This window comes from Synergistaceae bacterium (assembly GCA_017444345.1).
Lineage (GTDB): Bacteria > Synergistota > Synergistia > Synergistales > Aminobacteriaceae > JAFUXM01.
In genome coordinates this window covers 1-18,657 of sequence record JAFSWW010000082.1, presented here as the reverse complement: position 1 = coordinate 18,657, position 18,657 = coordinate 1, and the positions used below count along the sequence as shown (strand labels likewise).

17 protein-coding genes are annotated in these 18,657 nt (G+C 39.7%); 12 read left to right on the top strand and 5 right to left on the bottom strand.

Annotated elements, in window-relative coordinates; genetic code table 11:
* Position 1: 1 nt before the first annotated feature.
* Complete coding sequence (locus IJS99_05850; protein MBQ7561337.1) at positions 2–1,129, top strand: flagellar basal body P-ring protein FlgI; 1,128 nt, start codon at positions 2–4, stop codon at positions 1,127–1,129.
* 31 nt (positions 1,130–1,160) lie between these two features.
* Positions 1,161–1,523 carry a hypothetical protein gene (locus IJS99_05845; protein ID MBQ7561336.1) on the top strand — a complete coding sequence of 121 codons (363 nt, stop codon included), beginning with the start codon at positions 1,161–1,163 and terminating at the stop codon, positions 1,521–1,523.
* A gap of 61 nt (positions 1,524–1,584) precedes the next feature.
* On the opposite strand, the gene IJS99_05840 is transcribed toward IJS99_05845, so the two are convergent.
* Positions 1,585–1,974 carry a DUF1232 domain-containing protein gene (locus IJS99_05840; GenBank protein ID MBQ7561335.1) on the bottom strand — a complete coding sequence of 130 codons (390 nt, stop codon included), beginning with the start codon at positions 1,972–1,974 and terminating at the stop codon, positions 1,585–1,587.
* A 118-nt stretch (positions 1,975–2,092) separates the two neighbouring features.
* Between IJS99_05840 and IJS99_05835 the strand changes: the two genes are divergently transcribed.
* The 8 genes from IJS99_05835 (at position 2,093) to IJS99_05800 (ending at position 10,425) form a co-directional block, all read left to right on the top strand.
* Positions 2,093–3,325 carry a hypothetical protein gene (locus tag IJS99_05835; protein ID MBQ7561334.1) on the top strand — a complete coding sequence of 411 codons (1,233 nt, stop codon included), beginning with the start codon at positions 2,093–2,095 and terminating at the stop codon, positions 3,323–3,325.
* Positions 3,326–3,369: 44 nt separating this feature from the next.
* A complete protein-coding gene (locus IJS99_05830) occupies positions 3,370–5,292 on the top strand; it encodes a WYL domain-containing protein (protein MBQ7561333.1) in 1,923 nt (640 codons plus the stop codon).
* Between the two features lie 31 nt (positions 5,293–5,323).
* A complete protein-coding gene (locus tag IJS99_05825) occupies positions 5,324–5,644 on the top strand; it encodes a heavy metal-binding domain-containing protein (protein MBQ7561332.1) in 321 nt (106 codons plus the stop codon).
* A gap of 151 nt (positions 5,645–5,795) precedes the next feature.
* Positions 5,796–6,995, top strand: a complete 1,200-nt coding sequence (locus IJS99_05820; GenBank protein MBQ7561331.1) for a divalent metal cation transporter — start codon at positions 5,796–5,798, stop codon at positions 6,993–6,995.
* A gap of 11 nt (positions 6,996–7,006) precedes the next feature.
* Positions 7,007–7,744: a 5-oxoprolinase subunit PxpB gene (gene pxpB / locus IJS99_05815; protein MBQ7561330.1), complete on the top strand. Its 738-nt coding sequence runs from the start codon at positions 7,007–7,009 to the stop codon at positions 7,742–7,744.
* Entirely contained in the window at positions 7,741–8,814 is a 1,074-nt protein-coding gene (locus tag IJS99_05810; GenBank protein ID MBQ7561329.1) for a biotin-dependent carboxyltransferase family protein, read from the top strand. Before pxpB ends, IJS99_05810 begins: the two co-directional genes overlap by 4 nt.
* Before the next feature lie 21 nt (positions 8,815–8,835).
* Entirely contained in the window at positions 8,836–9,609 is a 774-nt protein-coding gene (locus tag IJS99_05805) for a LamB/YcsF family protein (GenBank protein MBQ7561328.1), read from the top strand.
* Positions 9,610–9,624: 15 nt separating this feature from the next.
* Positions 9,625–10,425 (top strand): putative hydro-lyase, encoded by an 801-nt coding sequence (locus IJS99_05800; protein ID MBQ7561327.1) that lies wholly within the window; start codon positions 9,625–9,627, stop codon positions 10,423–10,425.
* A gap of 55 nt (positions 10,426–10,480) precedes the next feature.
* On the opposite strand, the gene IJS99_05795 is transcribed toward IJS99_05800, so the two are convergent.
* Positions 10,481–11,458, bottom strand: a complete 978-nt coding sequence (locus IJS99_05795; GenBank protein MBQ7561326.1) for a hypothetical protein — start codon at positions 11,456–11,458, stop codon at positions 10,481–10,483.
* Positions 11,459–11,863: 405 nt separating this feature from the next.
* On the opposite strand from IJS99_05795, the gene IJS99_05790 reads away from it, so the two are divergent.
* Both IJS99_05790 and IJS99_05785 read left to right on the top strand, forming a co-directional pair.
* A complete protein-coding gene (locus IJS99_05790; protein ID MBQ7561325.1) occupies positions 11,864–12,883 on the top strand; it encodes a macro domain-containing protein in 1,020 nt (339 codons plus the stop codon).
* Between the two features lie 98 nt (positions 12,884–12,981).
* On the top strand, positions 12,982–13,473 hold the full coding sequence (locus IJS99_05785) for a hypothetical protein (protein ID MBQ7561324.1): 492 nt from the start codon (positions 12,982–12,984) through the stop codon (positions 13,471–13,473).
* Here the strand turns inward: IJS99_05785 and IJS99_05780 are convergent.
* The 3 genes from IJS99_05780 to IJS99_05770 all read right to left on the bottom strand — a co-directional run.
* Positions 13,463–13,828 (bottom strand): hypothetical protein, encoded by a 366-nt coding sequence (locus tag IJS99_05780; protein ID MBQ7561323.1) that lies wholly within the window; start codon positions 13,826–13,828, stop codon positions 13,463–13,465. The genes IJS99_05785 and IJS99_05780 overlap by 11 nt on opposite strands.
* Positions 13,829–13,843: 15 nt before the next feature.
* Complete coding sequence (locus tag IJS99_05775; GenBank protein MBQ7561322.1) at positions 13,844–18,217, bottom strand: DEAD/DEAH box helicase; 4,374 nt, start codon at positions 18,215–18,217, stop codon at positions 13,844–13,846.
* 259 nt (positions 18,218–18,476) lie between these two features.
* On the bottom strand, positions 18,477–18,657 hold a 181-nt coding region (locus IJS99_05770), incomplete at its 5' end, for a hypothetical protein (protein MBQ7561321.1).

Sequence of the window (18,657 nt, the reverse complement as noted above, 5' to 3'; positions counted from 1 at the left end):
CATGACTAGAAAATTTTTACTTGTTATCGCGTTATTATTATTATCAAGTTCGAGCGTTTTTGCCGCTGTAAATTTGCAGGATATGAACTTCTCCCGCGTCAATCCCCCTGTCAGAATTAAAGATATTACCGACGTTGAAGGCGCAAGGGGGAATCAATTAACGGGAATCGGACTCGTTACCGGCTTAAATGGCACGGGCGATAATTCACAGATGGCCATTCAAATGATGAGGAATCTAATGCGAAATTTCGGGGTTACTCTTGACGCTCGATCAGTCAGGACTCGAAATATTGCGGTTGTCTCGTTAACTGCGACTCTGCCTCCATATGCAAGGCCGGGACAAAATATTGACGTGAACGTTAACACAATGGGCAATGCTTCAAGCCTTCAGGGCGGAATGTTGATTCAAGCACCGTTAAGAGCAGCAGACGGACAAGTTTATGCAGTCGCTCAAGGTCCCGTAATGGTAGGCGGCGGAAGTGCTCAGGGGGGAGCAGCAGCAAGGACTCAAAATGTTCCTACAGCTGGAAGAGTTCACGGCGGGGCAATTATTGAACGTGAAGTACCTTCAGATTTTACAGCGGGCGGCCAAGTTGCTTTATTATTGCGAGAACCTGATTTCACGACGGCTCAGAGAATAGCAGACGCCATTAATCGCGTTTACGGAGTCGTTGCTTTTGCGGCCGATGCTGCCAGAGTCGAAATAAATTTACCCGGTCAATATGTTCAAGCTCCCTCGGCATTTCTCGCAAATATGGGAACTCTTGAGATCGAGCCGGATACTCCCGCAAAAGTAGCTGTAAACGAACGCACCGGCACTGTAGTAATGGGCGGCAATGTCAGAATAAGCTCAGTGGGAGTCGCTCATGGAAATTTAACGGTTGAAGTCGCTGACACTGCGAATGTTATTCAGCCTGATAATCCCCTAGCTCCGCCGATCGTTACAATGCGTACAGATATTACAACAGATGAAGAGGGCACGAGCATGATAGCAATGCCGGCTACAACAACAGTGCGCGATATGGTAAGAGTTTTAAACTCACTGGGAGCAACTCCGCGCGATATTATTTCGATTCTGCAGGCAATAGACAAGGCGGGGGCACTTCACGGCGAATTAGTTACGATGTAGCAAATAAATATAAATATAGGGACGTGATTAAATGATTCAAACCAGCCCGGTAAAAATTATAGACACAAAAATTAATCCCGAAGTTCACAAGACAGCCGAGGCCAAGAAACTCAAAGAAACCTGTCAGCAATTCGAGTCGCTCTTATGGGCAAAATTATGGAAAGATATGCGCAAAACTGCAATGTCAATCAGCGGTTCCGAGAAAAAGCACTGGCACCAAATGGAAGAATTATCGCTTGAGATGGCAAGTGATGATTTAGTTGCACGTTCAGAAGGTGCGGGACTCTGGAAAATGTTATATGACAGCATGATAGGCAAAATCGCAGCAGATCAGGAAGCCCGCGCAAGACAAGAAGCCGACAATAACGCAGCACATTTAGACGTTCAGGCATAAAAAATTTTTCTCCCTGTTGAGAGCAAGAATCAGCAGGGAATTTTATTATTTGCTGAAAAATTTAGTCAAGTCCGTCTGAAGTTCCCTTACCGAAAAGATTATCAATTGCCTCGCGTGCTTGTCTCTTTACGTTCTCATCAACATACATTTGTGCAAGTATTAAGGCCGCAACTATTGCCCCTAAATCATCAGTGAATCCTACAAACGGAATAAAATCCGGTATAAGATCAATCGGCGAAATAAAATATCCCAGTGTAGCAACAATAGCCGCTTTTATATGCATTGGACAATCCGGCCTCTGCATTACATAATAAAGTTGAAATGCCTTATATATCAGCGGGAGTCCTGCACTCTTTATGACACTTTTTACTTTGTCCCAGAATGAACTATCAGAATAATTTTTTGCATATTTCGGGTCAATATCATCAACGCTGTTAATTTTCTCTGACACTTTCAGCACCTCTTGGCAAAATTTATTTTATTATAGCAAAATTACCTAGAAAAAAAAAAAAATTCACTATAATATAATTATATTTAAATCAGATCGTATAAGGAAAGGAGCAAAAAATTTGAAATCTTTACGCATAATTGTGTCATCAATAATGATTATAATAATTTCAGCGGTCTCTGCATTCCCGGCAGAAATAAATTTAGACAAGCTCCCTATTGCTAAAACAAAACTGGATTTCTTAAGTCTATATAAAACTCAATGGGAATTATTCGGGCTTCCTAGAAGACTTAAGCAGGCAGTTGATGAGGCATTCACCGAGCAGACCGAGAATCTTTTATGGGGAACAGTCAAGATACAATTAACTTCAAATCGCGGCTATATACGAGAGAAAATACAGGAGGCGACCGAATTCAAATTTGCTGCCAGCTATGATAAATTTATGTCTGAACTTGAAGACACATGGGGCGAAAAACTCCGCGAAAATATTATAGATTTCTATAAGCGTCAGAATGAATTATTATATTTTGAACTTAGTGCGAATCCCATGGCTCAGGCATATTTACGTCAAGATTATGACCGAATCACTGAAGATAACGGACGCGCAGTAATGGCCAAAATTTCGGATGAATTATCAGGCAAATATGAAACTTTTGCGATTTCAGGAGCTGGACTCATAGGCGGCGGACTCATGTTACTCGCTAAAAAGCAGCTGACTAAATACGTAACACAAGTTATAATGCGTAAATTCGCAGGGAGTGCACTGGGCAAAATCGCGGGCGGTGCTGTTCCTGTAATAGGCTGGGCAATGTTGGCGTGGAGCATATGGGATATTACTTCTATGCTCGTCGGAGTTGAAGACACAGTTAAAGAAAAAATTTTTGAGTCATATAATATTATGTACACTGAAGAAGTCCCCTTAGTTTACTGGGAAGGAATGCAGGCATATGTACAAGACGCGTATATATTTGCTTATGAGTCTCTACTTACAAACGTAAGCAAAGGGAAGGAATTAGCAAATAATTCACTTGTTAAGGATCTCAGCAGGACTCTCACTAGATCCGAGCAGAGATTTTTTGCTGATAGAATAGCAGTAATTCAAGAAATAGCAGACGATAAAGCATACACGCTTGATAATATTTTAGAGTTACACGGGGAATTCATACGAGACTCAAAGCACAAAGATTTTGACCATTTTGCAGCACTGCTCATTGAGACGGACGAACTCCCGAAAGTTTACCCGCCTGAAGTTATTACTATTTCACATGATACGCCGCCCGATGTTAATAGCTCAGATATTAAGAGTCCGGATATTAAGCAAAACTCTTCATTTAAAGTATATGAAGGCCATTAAAATTTTTATATGTCATTCATATTCATAAGGAGGAATATTTTTTTATGCGTAAATTGTTATTGCTAGTTATAATTATTATTACGTGTTCGTGCGCATGGGCTGATGATGAGACTCAAAATATAATGCGTACTAAGGAACAGAGAGAGGCCGAAATTGAGCAGGCTATTAAAGAAATAGGCGGAGAAATTCCGGAAGTTGACAAAGTAAATTTTCTCGACGCTCTCAAGAAAAGCAAGAATAATTTTTTACGTCTTTATCGCGCAAGATGGCAGGCACTGGGAATGACTGATAAACTCAATAAGGCAATTAATGACGCTTATAAAGAGAAAACGGACGAACTTTTATGGGGAACAAAAAGTATTCAGCTCGTAATTAATCAAGACGTAATAAATAATATTCAGGAGGCTATAGCGTTTAAATTTGCAGAAAACTATGATGATTTTCTCCGCGATGTCGAAGAAAAATGGGGCGAGTCATTACAAAATGATTTATCAGATTTCTATAGGCGTGCAAGTATAATGCTCTTAGCTGCTGACAAAAATCCCATGATGCGGGCATATATCAGGCAAAATACAGCGGCTCAAGACAGCGGGGCTAAAATTTTAGAAGATGTACGAGAAAAACTCAGCGCAAAATATCCCGATCTCAAAGTTACAGGAATGACAATCGCCGGAGGTGTTGCGCTGATATTCAGAAAGCAGCTCGTTAAATATTTCGCAAAATACGCGGGGAAGACCGTAATATTTAAGAAAATAGCGAAAAGTGCAGCAGGTAAGGCAATCGGTAAAGTAATTCCGTTAATAGGGCCGATTATGATCGCATGGTCCGTCTATGATGTAGCCTCAATAGCTTGGAACGCCGAATCTGATACACGTAAAATGCTGACAGAACGTAATTTAAACATGTATTCGCGAGAAATGCCCGCCGTATACTGGGACGTAATGGAACCTTATGTAATGGATATTCTAATCTCGTCATATGGTATGCTGCAAAATACAAGAAAACAAGCCGCAATTTTTGCCGATGATCCTAAAATGAAATCTCTAAGTGAAGGACTCAGCGATACAGAAACTATGCAGTTTGCTGAGAGAATTTCTGCCGCAGTCGAAATCTTAGGAAATGACAAATTTAATTATTTACTCGAAAATTTCGGCGAACGAATACGCGAGTCTTCACCTCAAAATTTCAGGCGGTTAATCCAAATTTTACAGCAGGAAAATATAGAGCAGGCTAATGAATGGCTCAATCTCGCAGGAAATCAATATTATGATTTTTACGCGTTATTCCCTCAAGATATTTGGACAAAATTCAGGCCCGACTCTCAATCTCTTGAGCTTCTAAAATGGATGACAAGAAAATTAACTCCTTCAGCGAGAAATACTGCATCAAAACTTTCTATATCTGATTTAAGATGGATAATTGACGACCTGCCAGAACGTTATGTATCACAATTATTCAACGAAAAAGGGCGCGAACCTGACGCAATACATTTCGAGATTGAACGCCTTAACGATTTGCCCAAAGATTCCCGAATCCCTTGGCAGTCAGAATTAAATTATCAATTATCTAAATACGGATTCTATATAAAAATTGCTGTTATTGCTATAGTGATTTTGATTCTTGCTAGAATAATAATTCCGATGTTCAGGAAAAAACCTCAGACAGTATTGCAGACACAGCCGCAAGTTATTATAATGCCTCCTCAAGTCCAGCAGCCGCAGCCATTTATATTAACAAAAAAATATGATGTCAAGTTAATCATATCGCCCGATTTCGTATCTGAAGCAAGAAATACGCAGTGGGACATGACTCAAACGTTGACTCCGGCAAATGATAAAGACGGTAATTATATTTTCAGCGCAAAACTTGATAATCTTGATAACTTTTCACGCTGGGCAAATAGACATAAAGACAGCATAAAATTTATTGAGCCTGAAGAATTAAGGCAACTTATAAATAATATATAAATATAATATATAGAAAGAAGGTTAGCAGAATATGAGCGATATTATATTAAGCACTAGAACTTTTCCGCCGGCAGGGACTCAGGATATAGGCATAATTTACGGTGTAAGCTGCTTGAGTTCAAATTTTCTCAAGGACACTAAGGCCACTATAAGAAATATAACGGTCGGAGGCGAACTCAATGACTACAAAAAAATGATAGAATACGGCTTGGAACTCTCAAAATCTCGTCTCATCTCTGAAGCAGAAAAAATAAATGCTGATGGAGTGTACGGCGTAAAAATTGCTAATCCTCAAGTGGCAGGCGGTGCGGCAGAAATTATAATTTACGGTACAGCGTTTAAATATATATAAATTCGTGAAATCTGCGGCTTCATAATTTTGGAGTCGCTTTATAATTTATACTCATCACTTATCACAGCTGAATTCTAAATATTAATAAATCAAATCGTCAAAAAATTCATGATATAATCAAAGCAATAAAAATTTTTAGGAGGTATTAGCAATGACCGAAAAGAAAGGAACTTTACAGGTAGTATTAGGAGCTGCTTTTCTTATGGCAACATCTGCTATAGGGCCGGGATTTTTGACGCAGACGACTGTATTTACTCAGCAGTTAATAGCATCTGCCGCATTTGCCATTCTCGTAACAATCATAGTAACAGCAATTGTGCAATTAAATATTTGGAGAATTATTTGTGTCTCAGGTTTGCGGGCGCAGGACGTGGCAAATAAAGTTATTCCCGGGCTTGGTTATTTCCTAGCATTTGCCGTAGCTCTGGGAGGTTTGGCCTTTAACGTCGGGAATGTCGGAGGGGCTGCATTAGGGCTTAATACAGTCTTTGGAATTCCTAACAGTTACGGAGCTGCAATCAGTGCCGCAATAGCAATTTTTATTTTCCTGAATAAAGATTTAGGGAAGGCGATGGACTATTTCACACAGCTTTTAGGCGTTCTAATGATTGCGCTGATGTTATACGTGGCTGTGCAGTCTTCACCTCCTGTGAGTTTAGCAGCAAAAGAAGCAATTATGCCGAGTGAAATTAACTGGACAGTAATATTAACACTCATAGGGGGAACTGTAGGAGGCTATATATCTTTCTCAGGTGCACACAGATTAATTGACGCTGGAGTAAGAGACTCACATGACGCAGCAAGAGGCGCATTAAACGGTATTATAGTTACATCGATTATGCGTGTATTATTATTCTTGGCCGTGTTAGGAGTCGTATATGTCGCAGCAGGTGAGGCGGCAGTAGTTCTCGACAAGGGCAACCCGGCGGCGGACGCTTTCAGACGCGGAGCAGGTGAGATCGGTTATAGAATGTTCGGCGTTATTTTATGGGCGGCGGGCGTTACTTCAGTTATAGGAGCGTCATATACTTCTGTGTCGTTCTTAAGATCATTATTCGGCGGTATAGATAGGAATTATCGCTGGTGGATGATTGGATTTATTTGTGCGTCAACAGCAATAAATATTTTTGTCGCGAATCCTGTAGCGTTATTAATTGCCGCAGGTTCGATAAATGGGCTTATATTGCCGCTTGCACTGGGCTGTATTCTGCTCGGAGCATACAAGAAAAATGTCATCGGCGAAAATTATAGACACCCCGTTATATTATCTGCAATGGGCTGGGCTGTCGTGGCGTTTACTTTCTGGATGGGTATTCAGGCACTGCCTAATATCATGAAAATTTTTAACTAGTCATGAATAATATATCTGCAAAAATACTTCCGGCGGGAGAAACTTGTATATTTGTTGACTTCGGCGAGAAAATAGACATGCAGATAAATGGCTATGTTCAGGCGTTGAAGCAGATTCTAACGGAAGAAAATTTTACGGGATTGCTCGAATTAGTGCCTACTTATAGATCGCTGTCTATATATTTTAACCCGTTGACGGTTGATATTGACGCGCTTTATGAGAGATTGAACCGGGCATTAAATGAGCTTGATAATTATAATATTGCCGAGGCTGGCTCTACAGAAATTCATGTACCTGTATTTTTCGGGGGAGAATTCGGGCCGGACTTGCAAGACGTTGCAGAACACACAAAACTTTCAACTGAAGAAGTTATAAAGCGTTATTGTGAGTCGCCGTTATATTGCTTTATGAATGGATTCACTCCGGGATTTCCGTATTTAGGCGGCATGGATAAGACACTAGAGACTCCGAGACTCAAGAATCCCCGTGAATTTATACCGGCGAATAGTGTAGCAATCGGGGGAGCTCAAGCAGGCGCATATTCAATCGCGAGTCCCGGCGGCTGGCGAATTATAGGGCGAGTTCCCTACGAATTATATGACCCGTTCAGAGATCCCGCAGTAGCGATTCAGGCCGGAATGTGGGTAAAATTTTATCCTGTTGACATGTCCCGCTATGAAGAAATTTCACAGCAGGCAAAATCAGGACTCTACAAAATCGAGTACACACAAAGGGGGATTAATTCATGAAATTAATAATACAATCTCCCGGATCATTAACAACTGTGCAGGATTTAGGCCGCTGGGGTTATCAAGCAATAGGAATGCCAGTAAGCGGGGCAATGGATGCACCGGCATTAATACGCGGAAATATTTTACTCGGAAATCCTGATAATTCTGCTGCTCTTGAAATGACAATGATGGGCGCGAGTGTCTTATTTAAGGACGGCGGCGGGGCAATTGCTGTAACAGGCGGAAATTTACAGCCCAGACTCAATAATAAACCCGTTCAAAATTGGCAAGTAATACCCGTGAAGGACGGCGATATTTTGACGTTCGGAGGAATCTGCGGACAAGGTTTCAGGGCTTATCTTTGTGTAAGCGGCGGGATTGATGTTCCTTTAGTTATGGGAAGTAGAAGCACTTACATGAAAGCAAAAATCGGAGGTCTTGACGGTCGGAAACTTGTTAAAGGCGACGAATTATTAACAGGTTCACCCGGAAAATATAAAGCTGGTTTGTCATGTCCTGAAAATTTGCGTCCTGATTACTCAATTAATAAACCTTTAAGGACTGTATTAGGCCCTCAAGATGATTATATAAAGCCTGAAGGTATAAAAACTTTTTTGTCAGCTGAGTATAAAATCTCGTCGTCGTCTGACAGAATGGGCTCAAGAATGGAAGGCAGCGCAATTATCGAACACGTAAAGGGGCCTGATATTGTCTCGGACGCTATACCGATGGGAGCTGTGCAGATTCCCGGGCAGGGACTCCCGATTGTAATGATGGCAGATCGTCAAACAACAGGCGGATATGTCAAAATCGGAGTCGTTCATGCTCTTGACGTTGCTAGATTGAGTCAATTTTTGCCCGGATCTCCTGTTAAATTCTCGCAAATTACGCAAAAACAGGGAATCGAAATCTCCAAATCTGAAGCAAATTTATTGAATTCTTTACGCTCTCAAGTAAACGAATCACTTAATAATTTATCGCCGACTCCCGAATCCAGCGCGTCCACTCAATCAGCGCCGGCTCAATCAGGAGCAATGAATATAATAATAAACGGTGAAAAATTTTTCGTTACATGGGAGAAATTATAATAAAAGGGGGTATTAATTCGCATGAGTTATAAAGTTGATCTAAATAGCGATCTCGGTGAGAGTTTCGGAGCTTGGAAGATGGGACAAGATTCGGACGTGTTGACATTTGTATCGTCTGCAAATGTAGCTTGCGGATTTCACGCAGGAGATCCCCTCGTCATGAAGAAAACTGTATCAGAAGCAGTAAAAGCCGGAGTCGCTGTAGGTGCTCACCCTGCATATCCTGATATAAAAGGTTTCGGGCGGCGTAATATGACATGTTCACCCGATGAGCTTTACGCGGATACTCTTTATCAAATCGGAGCTTTACGGGCATTTTGCGAATCTTCAGGGATCAAATTACAACACGTTAAGCCGCATGGAGCTATGTATAACAGTGCTGCTAAGAAAATGGAAGAGGCTATAGCAATCGCCCAGGCAGTGAAGGACGCAGGCGGGAATTTGATTTTAATGGGCTTGGCCGGATCTCAATTTGACGAGGCCGCAAAAAAAGTCGGAGTCCCTTACGCTGCCGAAGCATTTGCCGATCGAGGTTATATGAATGACGGCTCACTAGTTCCGCGAAAAATGGAAGGCGCATTTGTGAAAGATGTAGAACTCGCAGCAAAAAGAGTCATCAAAATGGTAAAAGAAGGCACAGTAGAAGCTATTGACGGGACAATAGTAAATTTAAAGCCTCATTCAATTTGTTTACACGGAGACTCGCCCGCTGCTGTTCAGATGGCGCAAACTTTGAGAAAACGCTTAATTGAAGCCGGAATCGAAATTGTGCCGCTGAGAGATTTATTTTCATAAGGAGATGACTTAACAATGAGTAAACCGAGCGATTATGCAGCTTACAGTCCGCAGGAAGTCCGCAAAATGATACGCGCCGGAGAATGGGACCGCCCGACATCCGGAATGTGTGAAGGCTATGTACAGGCAAATCTTGCTGTCTTGTCAAAAGATATAGCGTATGATTTTCTTGTATTCGCACAAAGGAATCCTAAGCCCTGCCCGATTCTTGACGTTACAGAAGTCGGCAAAACAGAACCGAAATTAATAGCTCCCGGAGCAGATATTACTAAAGATTTACCGCGTTATAGAATCTGGGAAGAAGGCCGGCTTGTTGACGAGGTTACGGACGTTACTAAATATTGGCGTGATGATTTAGTAGGATTCTTGATTGGCTGTTCGTTCTCGTTTGAGGGTGCTATGTTACAATCTCATGTGCCTGTTCGTCATATTGAATGCGGCTGTAATGTTCCCATGTATGTAACTAATATTCAGTGCAAACCTGCCGGACGTTTGAGCGGGCCTATGGTCGTATCAATGAGGCCGATTCCTGCGTCTTTAATTCCAAAGGCTGTATTATGCACAGGAAGATTCCCGGCTGTTCACGGTGCACCCGTTCATATTGGAGACCCCGCCGGAATAGGAATAAAGAATATTGACAAGCCCGATTTTGGTGATGCTGTAGAAATCAAACCCGGTGAAATTCCCGTATTCTGGGCGTGCGGTGTAACTCCTCAAGCTGTTATCATGGCAGCTAAACCCGATTTTGCAATAACTCATGCGCCGGGTCATATGTTTATCGCTGATTTGAAAGATAACGACTACGCAGTATTCTAGTTTTAAGCGAGCTAATAATTTGTCTGCAGGGTCAATAAAGGCCTTGCAGATATTTTTATGGTCCCATGAAAGAAATTAAATTATATCCCTTCTCGCTGCCGATTTTTATCATGTATTCCATTCTATAAATAAATCTATTATAGAAATCTATAATTATTTCTGCAGGTGTATTATCTTCACACGGCATTTTAGCAATAAATTCGTTCTCTCTTCCTTGAGATAATGCGTTAATCGTGTCTTGAATATCATTTAGAATCTTTCTCACAGAATCATACGTGTAAAAATTGTGCGTCAAATACCATTCAAACCCGCTATAATCGCCTCTACTTTTATTAGCTTTGAGTTCGTCATCAAAATATTTATAAAGAAAAGGTGTGAGATATTGATTTACATCGTTCTCTTCTATTGAGATTTCTACGTGATCCATTTCTGCGACGTTATCAAGATCATTTGTATCACTATAATCAATGACTCTGACAGGCATAATCCAGAAATATGACGAACTGTCATGACCGTCAACTATTTGTATTTCCCGCTTAAATATATCCCGGCCGATAATAGCGAGGCTTAATGCTTTAATTTGCGCGATAATATATTCTTTATCTTTATTGAGGGTCAAGCACTCATCAAAAAGTTTTCTTAATGCAAGATAAGATTTATGCTTAATTGTTGACTCCGACAAAAATATATAAGCCGAGTTATAAATTAATCTGTCAGACATATAAACTTGATAGTCTTCTTTAAGTAAAGCTAACATATTTATTTCATGTAATTGCGACAAATCACACAATCTAATAAAATCTGCCTCCTTGTTTGGAAATTTGCCGCCCAGTGCATTAATTATTTCTTCTCTGCTGACATCCGGATAATTACTCACCGTTATAGAATCTATAAAATAATTCTCGGAATGCTTATATTTATTCCAAATTTTAGAATTAAGATCATAGACATAATAAATATATTTGCCGCGAGTTATCAAAATCATATTCTCTTCAGGAAATTTTACGGCCTCAAAATCATTAAATAATTTCATTTATCCATTTCTCCATTAAAATAATGCTAGATTTCTAAAACTTTTTATATTATAAGCGCGTTTATTATCTTATTGATTGAGCATTAAAGCAAATATTTATGTTAAAAAATTTTTTGCGATTTGATTCAAGATTTTTACTTGCATATTCCCCGCCTCATAGTTTATTATTTTGCAATAATATTTACCGGGGGATTTAATCATGCCCATAAAAAATAATTCGTAATTACACAAAAAATTTTACTTGCGCATTTACTGTCTAATCATTCACTATTACTTCACGCTGAAATAATTATTATGCCCATAAAAAATAATTTGCAATTACACGAAAAATTTTACTTGCGCATTTACTGCATAATCATTTATTATTACTTCACGCTGAAATAATATTTACCGGGGGACTTTATTATGCCGTTAAAAATAGTTCGTAATGATATAACAAGAATGAACACTCAAGCAATTGTCAATACTGCAAACCGTAATCCCATAGTCGGGCCGGGCTGCAACAGAGCTGTATATAATGCCGCCGGTTATCATGACTTGCTGAATTACAGAGAAAAATATATCGGATTCGTCCCTCAAGGTGAAGCATTTATCACGCCGGGATTCAATTTATCAGCAAAATATATCATTCATGCTGTCAGTCCGCTCTACAGGGGAGGCAATGACGATGAAGAAAATAAATTGCGTTCTTGTTATCAAAAAAGTTTACTGCTCGCAAAAAAATATAATATAGAATCTATTGCATTCCCGTTAATTTCTACCGGGGGATTCGGCTACCCTAAAGAAGAAGGCTTAAGAATTGCTTTAGACGAGATTAACGCGTTCCTGTTAAATAATGACATGTTAATTTATATTGTCGTGTTCGGCGAAAAAATTACACGATTAAGTCAAAAAATTTATTCAGATTTAGACTCTTACATCGATAATCATTACGTCAATAATAAAATCATAGAAGAATATCAAGACGATTATATTTTTCCTGAACCTGAAGTAAATTCACGCTATGAACCTCAGCCCATTATACGCGAATCAAAACAGAAATCTCAAGCGCAATATACTAATCTTAATGAGAGAATGAGACAAATTCAAGAAACTTTCTCGCAGCGACTCATGAATTTAATTCAACAAAAAAATATGTCTAACTCTGAAGTCTACAACCGCGCTATTATTGACAGGAAAATTTTTTCCAAAATCAAGAATGATATAAACTATCACCCGCAAAAAATTACTGCCTTGTGCCTCTGTGTAGGTGCTAAATTAAATCTCGACGAAACAAAAGATTTATTATCTCGTGCAGGTTATGCGCTTTCACCTTCTGATAAAGTCGATATTATATTTTCATACTTTATAGAGCGCGAAATTTATGACATGATCGATCTTGATATCGAACTCGAAAAATACGGACTCCCCTGCATAATCTCATAAATTTTTATTGTCCCTTTTCAGGCGACGCTGATTGTATCACGATTTTATATAATTTCCTTGTCAATTGAAAAATTTAGATCTTAAAGGAGATTATTACAATGCAATATATAACAACTAACAATAACACTAACAGCTTCCCCGTGTCCAGCAAAATGGCCGCCGCTTTGAGAGGCATAATCACAAATGATCAGCAAACTCCCTCAATCATTGATTATGTCAGGACCATTAAAGACGTTAGAGCACGCAATATCTTACTTGAGAGACTCAGCGGCAAAACTCTTCAGGAAATCGGCAGCCTTCACGGTATAACTAGAGAACGAGTCCGGCAAATTTGCAGCAAATTTTTACGTTCAGCACGCAGAAAATTTAAACACTTCAGCGAAGATAAATATTTGTGCGTTATCTCAAAGTATAAAATCTCGCGCAAGGACTTCACGGCCTCATTTAATGAACCTGTCAGCACATTCGTATACTGCCGCGCCGCAGCCCGCAAAAATGCCCGCAAAATCCCCCTTGAGTTCATGCTCGAAGATGATAATATCCCCGTCTCTATGCGTAAACAGGTCGCACGCGCTGTATTTATTCACTAATTCCCAGCTCCGGCAATTTCTTTATTATTCTCACGCTCGCAATACTAACTTTCACGACCCGGAATATTAAATCAAGTATATATTTCGGGTCATTATGTTCACTTGCCCACGCGTTGCAGTCATTTCTCAGGCCGCTGTCCTTATCCGTCGAGTCCTGATAACGTTCTGCAATCCAGTCCAGCGCGCTCTTGCCTTTCACTATATAGTCCCATGCTGAGGCCGGTATATTCTTTATTGTGATGTCGTCATTGTAGCGTATACATTTCTCCCCGCCCTCTGTAATGATTCGCATTTTGCCGACCCGTAAATTTTCACCCCTGTAGTCGTGATTTACTTCTATGCTCTCATAATTCACGTGAAGATTTCCAAGTTAACGCCCGGCCTGTGAGAATTCCCGGAAATTTTTTGCAAACGGCACCCGCGCTAAATTTTTGTACACGTCAACTCCGAATCTTTCGCGATATTCAGGAGAACTCAAGACTCCATAAATATAATAAAATATGTCCTCTTTTGTCAGGCCGTTATCGTTGTAGTGAGTCCTGAATCTTGACAACGCTTTATCGGAAATTGCATCACGCCTCTTGTGTTCGGGGGATTCGTCAAATAATAATTTTTGCGCGGCCGGCTCTTCGTACCAGTATAACGGGAAGCACTGACTATTAAATATAAGTTGCACATTAGGTATACAATCAGCCATTAATACAGAAAAATTTTTCTTGCTGCCGATTCCTGTAACACCTATCACTAAATTTTTTGACTCGGCGGTCGGGAATATTGACGGCATTCTATAAACTCTCTCATTCAAATTTGAATCATAATATAAAAAATGTTTCGTGAATGGGCGATATAGTGAGGTCGTTATAAATTTCTCGGAAAATTCCAGAGTTAAATTTCTTCTCAACCTAGCAAAGAGTCCATCAGACCATGAAATTTTTTTCTTGTTCATTGTTACAAATTTTCTGAGGTCGACTCCGTTATTTATTTCTGATTGCCATTTCTCGCGCTCCTGATTATAAATCTCTATCATTGACGAAATATTATATTTCAGTGCCTCCCGTGAAAAATTGTAGCTCCATGAGTCGTGGCCTGTTGAGATTCCCCCTGAATATCTCTCGTCAAAAATTGCGAACTCCTGACTCTCCTTCTTATTGCCGAGTCTCAAGAAAGTATCAAAAATTTCATTGCGTTTATTAATCCAATCGCCCGACTCATTCGGTATTATTTCCGTCATATCGTCAAGCATTTCTCCGAATGATTTAGCCCGTTCTATGATGTTCAGTTTTTCCGAGCGTGAAAGATAATCGCCTATATCACGATAAAATATTCTGCATTGTTTATTTTCTGCTCGTGAATTCTTAACAAGTAATGTTATAGCAACCGGCAGACGACTCCCGGAGCCGAAAATTTTGCCGCCCTCTTTTCTTGATGATTCACCCGATGTGTATTGATTCCCTCTCAAGTTGAAAATATAAATCCGCTGGAACTCGTCATAAAGGCATTTTCTGAGTCCGTCCGCGCTGTTACTGTCAATAAATGAGCCGTTAGTAACATAGCAAATTATGCCGTCATTCTCGATTCTGTCAGAAGCCCACCGTATTGCGCGTATATAACTGTCATATAAAGAATTCTTATTTGTTGCTTTACTCAATGCGGCGTAACTTTCTGTAATTCTTGAGTCGAGCTCGTTATATTTCAGATTTTGATTATTATCATTTGCGCTGGATTGTCCGACAGAATAGGGGGGATTGCCTATAATTACAGTGATGGGCGAGTCGTGCTGAAGTTTTGCGCGTCGTGAAAGCTCATCAAAAATAAAGCTGATTTGTTTGCCGTTATTCTCGTTAAAAGTGTCAGTAAGGACGACTCCGGGGAACGGCTCAAAAATTTCATCGGGTTTAACTGAGTGATAAGCCATCTCAATATTAACTGCGGCGATGTAGTAAGCTAACATTAAAATTTCATTCGCGTGAAGTTCCTTCTTATATTTATGTGCTAATCTATCAGGCGGGATCAAACCGAGCTGAATCAATCTGACAATAAATGTGCCAGTCCCGGTGAATGGATCTAAAATATTTACGTTATTTGCGCTCAACCCTTCAGAAATATTTAACTCGTGCCTTAATGCCCAGTCAGCACTATTCAAGATAAAATCAACAACTTCATTAGGAGTGTAGACGATTCCGAGGCTCTGAGAAGTTTTCGGGAATGCTGCTCTAAAAAAATTCTCGTATAAATCTTTAATGCGCTGCTGTCTGCCCGAGTCAGTCTGAAGGAGTGATAATTTTTCAGTCTGTGAACGGTAAAATTTTTCGAGTGATTTGCGCTCAATTTGGAGTCCGGCCTGCTCAAGAAATTCTAAGGCTGCTTCACTAGTTTTTGATACGGGATCGAGTGCTGAAAACTTTTCAAAACATGCGTCAAAAATGGGTTTCGTTACAAAATGCTGCGATAACATATCAACTGCGTCATCTTGAGAGATTGAATTATTAATATTTTCGCGGAGTCCCTGAAGATAGCTAGTAAATTTTTCTTTCGCTTCATTATCAGTGTTGAGAAGGCTGTTAATGCGGGCTTTGAGAGTCTGCGCGATTTCTGACATGTTTTTAGCCCATTTAGAGTCATATTCACGATCTCCGCATTTTTCGACGATTTGAGCGTATACAGCTTTTTGCCAGTCTTGAGGGCTGAAGGGCAAATTTAATTGAACGCTTGAGTCGTTATCGTCGTGTTCTTTATCAGGACGGCCTATAACACCGGTAATAATTTTGCTTGAGAGTCCGTCATATTTGAGTGAATTTACTTCAACTTGGAATTTATCATCATGAGAGCGGAGGGCCTGCAGCACGTCCCAGATTACATTATAGTTTTTATCAGTGTTTAGCGCGTCTTCAGGAGTAACACCGGGGGGAACGACAACAGGGAGAATTACATAACCTAATTTTTTGCCCTGTGATTTACGCATGACCCGCCCGACTGCCTGAACGATGTCAACTTTTGATTTCTTAGGATTCAGGAATATAATCGCGTCAAGAGCAGGAACGTCAACGCCTTCAGATAAGCACCGTGCATTAGATAAAATTTTGCAGGAATTATTATCGCCTTCAGATTTGAGCCAAGATAAATTATTTTCTCGGTCATGCATGTTCATAGTGCCGTCGACGTGTTTAACGCTGCAATTGACTCCGCCTGAAATATTATAATTTGTCTTGAAAGCGTCAATAATATCCGAGAAACTATCACGAAAATTTTTCGAGTAATCTATTTTGCTTGTGAAAGCAACGGCGGTTTTCATGGGCAGGGGGTCAAAATTTTTTGCTTCAAAATCGCTCGATATAAAATGTTTAGAGAGTCCACGCCAGCACCCGAACATTTTTGTAGCGTCATCTGCTGTAATTTTCCTGTCTGCTATTAATTTCAGAATCGGCTCACTTAATGCGCGCTGATCGATTGCGAGAATCATGACTCTGTAGTCAGTTAATAAATTTTCTTGAATGGCATGACTAAACGGGAGCGAGTAGAAATCTTCACCGAATAAATTAGAGTCGTCCATTGAGTAAATAACTGCGTCATTTTCCTTAGCTTTTTTCGAGGCCGACTCGCTGTAAACTTTCGGGGTAGCTGTCATGTAAAGACGTTTTTTTGCGTGAATGAAATTATTATCGTGGACTCTGACAAAATTAGAGTCCTCGTCGTCTTTCATAGTAACGCCTGAAGTCCTGTGAGCCTCATCGCAGATTATTAAATCGAAATCGGGGAAGCCCATATTTTGAATCTCGTTAATTACCTGCAAAGATTGATAGGTCGAAAAAATTACGGTCATGGATTCATTTTTGCGGGAGTCTGGGAGAAATTGCCAGCTTGAAATTAAATCATTTGCCTTAGTAGTTGCAGGATAAGCGAGATCAGAAATTTTCAAGTCTTCATTATCTTTGTCGCGCTTCCCAATTCCCACTGTAGAATCAGAACAGACCGCGAAAAAAATAGATTTAAGATTTATATCAATGTCTTCATTCCAAGCTAAAAGGGTCTGATTTAATAACGCAATGGAAGGAACGAGATATAAAATTTTCTTGCCTTTACCTGCGAATTTTTCCGCAATCTTGAGAGAGACAAAAGTTTTACCAGTTCCGCAAGCCATTATCATTTTGCCCCGGTCGTGATTGGTGAATCCCTGAATAACTTTATTTAGTGCGTCTTGCTGATCGGGCCGTAAAACGCGCTTGACCTTGTAAGAAAAATTTTCGGGGTTATCAGCGTCAAATTTTGCCCAGTCTATAGGGCTGTTTTCGAGTCTGTCAATAGTGAGTCTAGTACATTTAATTTGTTGATTGTCTAAAGTGTCAAGAGCATTCTTGTTATAGTCGCCTGAAATGGAAAATATTATGCGTTCTATAAAATTTTCTTGGCCGCTCGCTGCGAGAAAAGTATTAATATCGTCCTTAGTGATTCGGTGATTGTCTTCATAGAATTTGCATTGAACGGCGCAAAGTTTATCGGAGTCTTTGAATTGAGCGACAATATCAATGCCTGTGTCAGGTCTGTTATTTCTGCCCGGCCAGTCTGACCAGAGCCAGACGCTTGAGAATTGATTTATATAAATCGGGTCATGCTTGAGAAAGTATAAGCAAATATTCTCGAACCATTTACCTTTTAGGGGCTGCAATGAGCGAGAGTCTTCGGGGATTCCTGAATATAAATTTTTGTAGTGCTGTAAAATTTTCATTAACGGGGTTGCGTCTGACACTTTATAAATCATTCCTTCATGAGAGATTATATCTTGTAAAAATATTCTAGCATAGATTAATTTTATGGATAAAAATTTGCTGCAAAAAATTAGCGTGATAATAAAAATTTTTCCTGCGTAAAATATTGCTATAACTAGAAAATTTGACACTTTTTGTATTAGTAAATGTATTAGTAAAATTTATCTCTGTGATTGCGTGAAAACTTTTTTTGCGTGAAATATTTTAATATATAAGCTCGTATTTTGCTGTGTGTTATTATTATTGCGAGAAATTTTTTTTGCCTGAATAAATATACCGCGTGAAATATTCTTGCGTATAAGCTCGTAATGTGCTGTGTGTTATTATTATTGCGAGAAATTTTTTTTTGCCTGAATAAATATTCCGCGTGAAATTTTCTAGCGTATAAGCTCGTAATTTGCTGTGTGTTATTATTATTGCG

Excerpts from the sequence above, each read along its gene's own strand:
- IJS99_05785 (MBQ7561324.1), top strand. The coding sequence starts at position 12,982 with ATGCAATATATAACAACTAACAATAACACTAACAGCTTCCCCGTGTCC.
- IJS99_05805 (MBQ7561328.1), top strand. The coding sequence starts at position 8,836 with ATGAGTTATAAAGTTGATCTAAATAGCGATCTCGGTGAGAGTTTCGGA.
- IJS99_05790 (MBQ7561325.1), top strand. The coding sequence starts at position 11,864 with ATGCCGTTAAAAATAGTTCGTAATGATATAACAAGAATGAACACTCAA.
- IJS99_05825 (MBQ7561332.1), top strand. The coding sequence starts at position 5,324 with ATGAGCGATATTATATTAAGCACTAGAACTTTTCCGCCGGCAGGGACT.
- IJS99_05800 (MBQ7561327.1), top strand. The coding sequence starts at position 9,625 with ATGAGTAAACCGAGCGATTATGCAGCTTACAGTCCGCAGGAAGTCCGC.
- IJS99_05810 (MBQ7561329.1), top strand. The coding sequence starts at position 7,741 with ATGAAATTAATAATACAATCTCCCGGATCATTAACAACTGTGCAGGAT.
- IJS99_05795 (MBQ7561326.1), bottom strand. The coding sequence starts at position 11,458 with ATGAAATTATTTAATGATTTTGAGGCCGTAAAATTTCCTGAAGAGAAT.
- IJS99_05850 (MBQ7561337.1), top strand. The coding sequence starts at position 2 with ATGACTAGAAAATTTTTACTTGTTATCGCGTTATTATTATTATCAAGT.
- IJS99_05820 (MBQ7561331.1), top strand. The coding sequence starts at position 5,796 with ATGACCGAAAAGAAAGGAACTTTACAGGTAGTATTAGGAGCTGCTTTT.
- IJS99_05830 (MBQ7561333.1), top strand. The coding sequence starts at position 3,370 with ATGCGTAAATTGTTATTGCTAGTTATAATTATTATTACGTGTTCGTGC.
- IJS99_05845 (MBQ7561336.1), top strand. The coding sequence starts at position 1,161 with ATGATTCAAACCAGCCCGGTAAAAATTATAGACACAAAAATTAATCCC.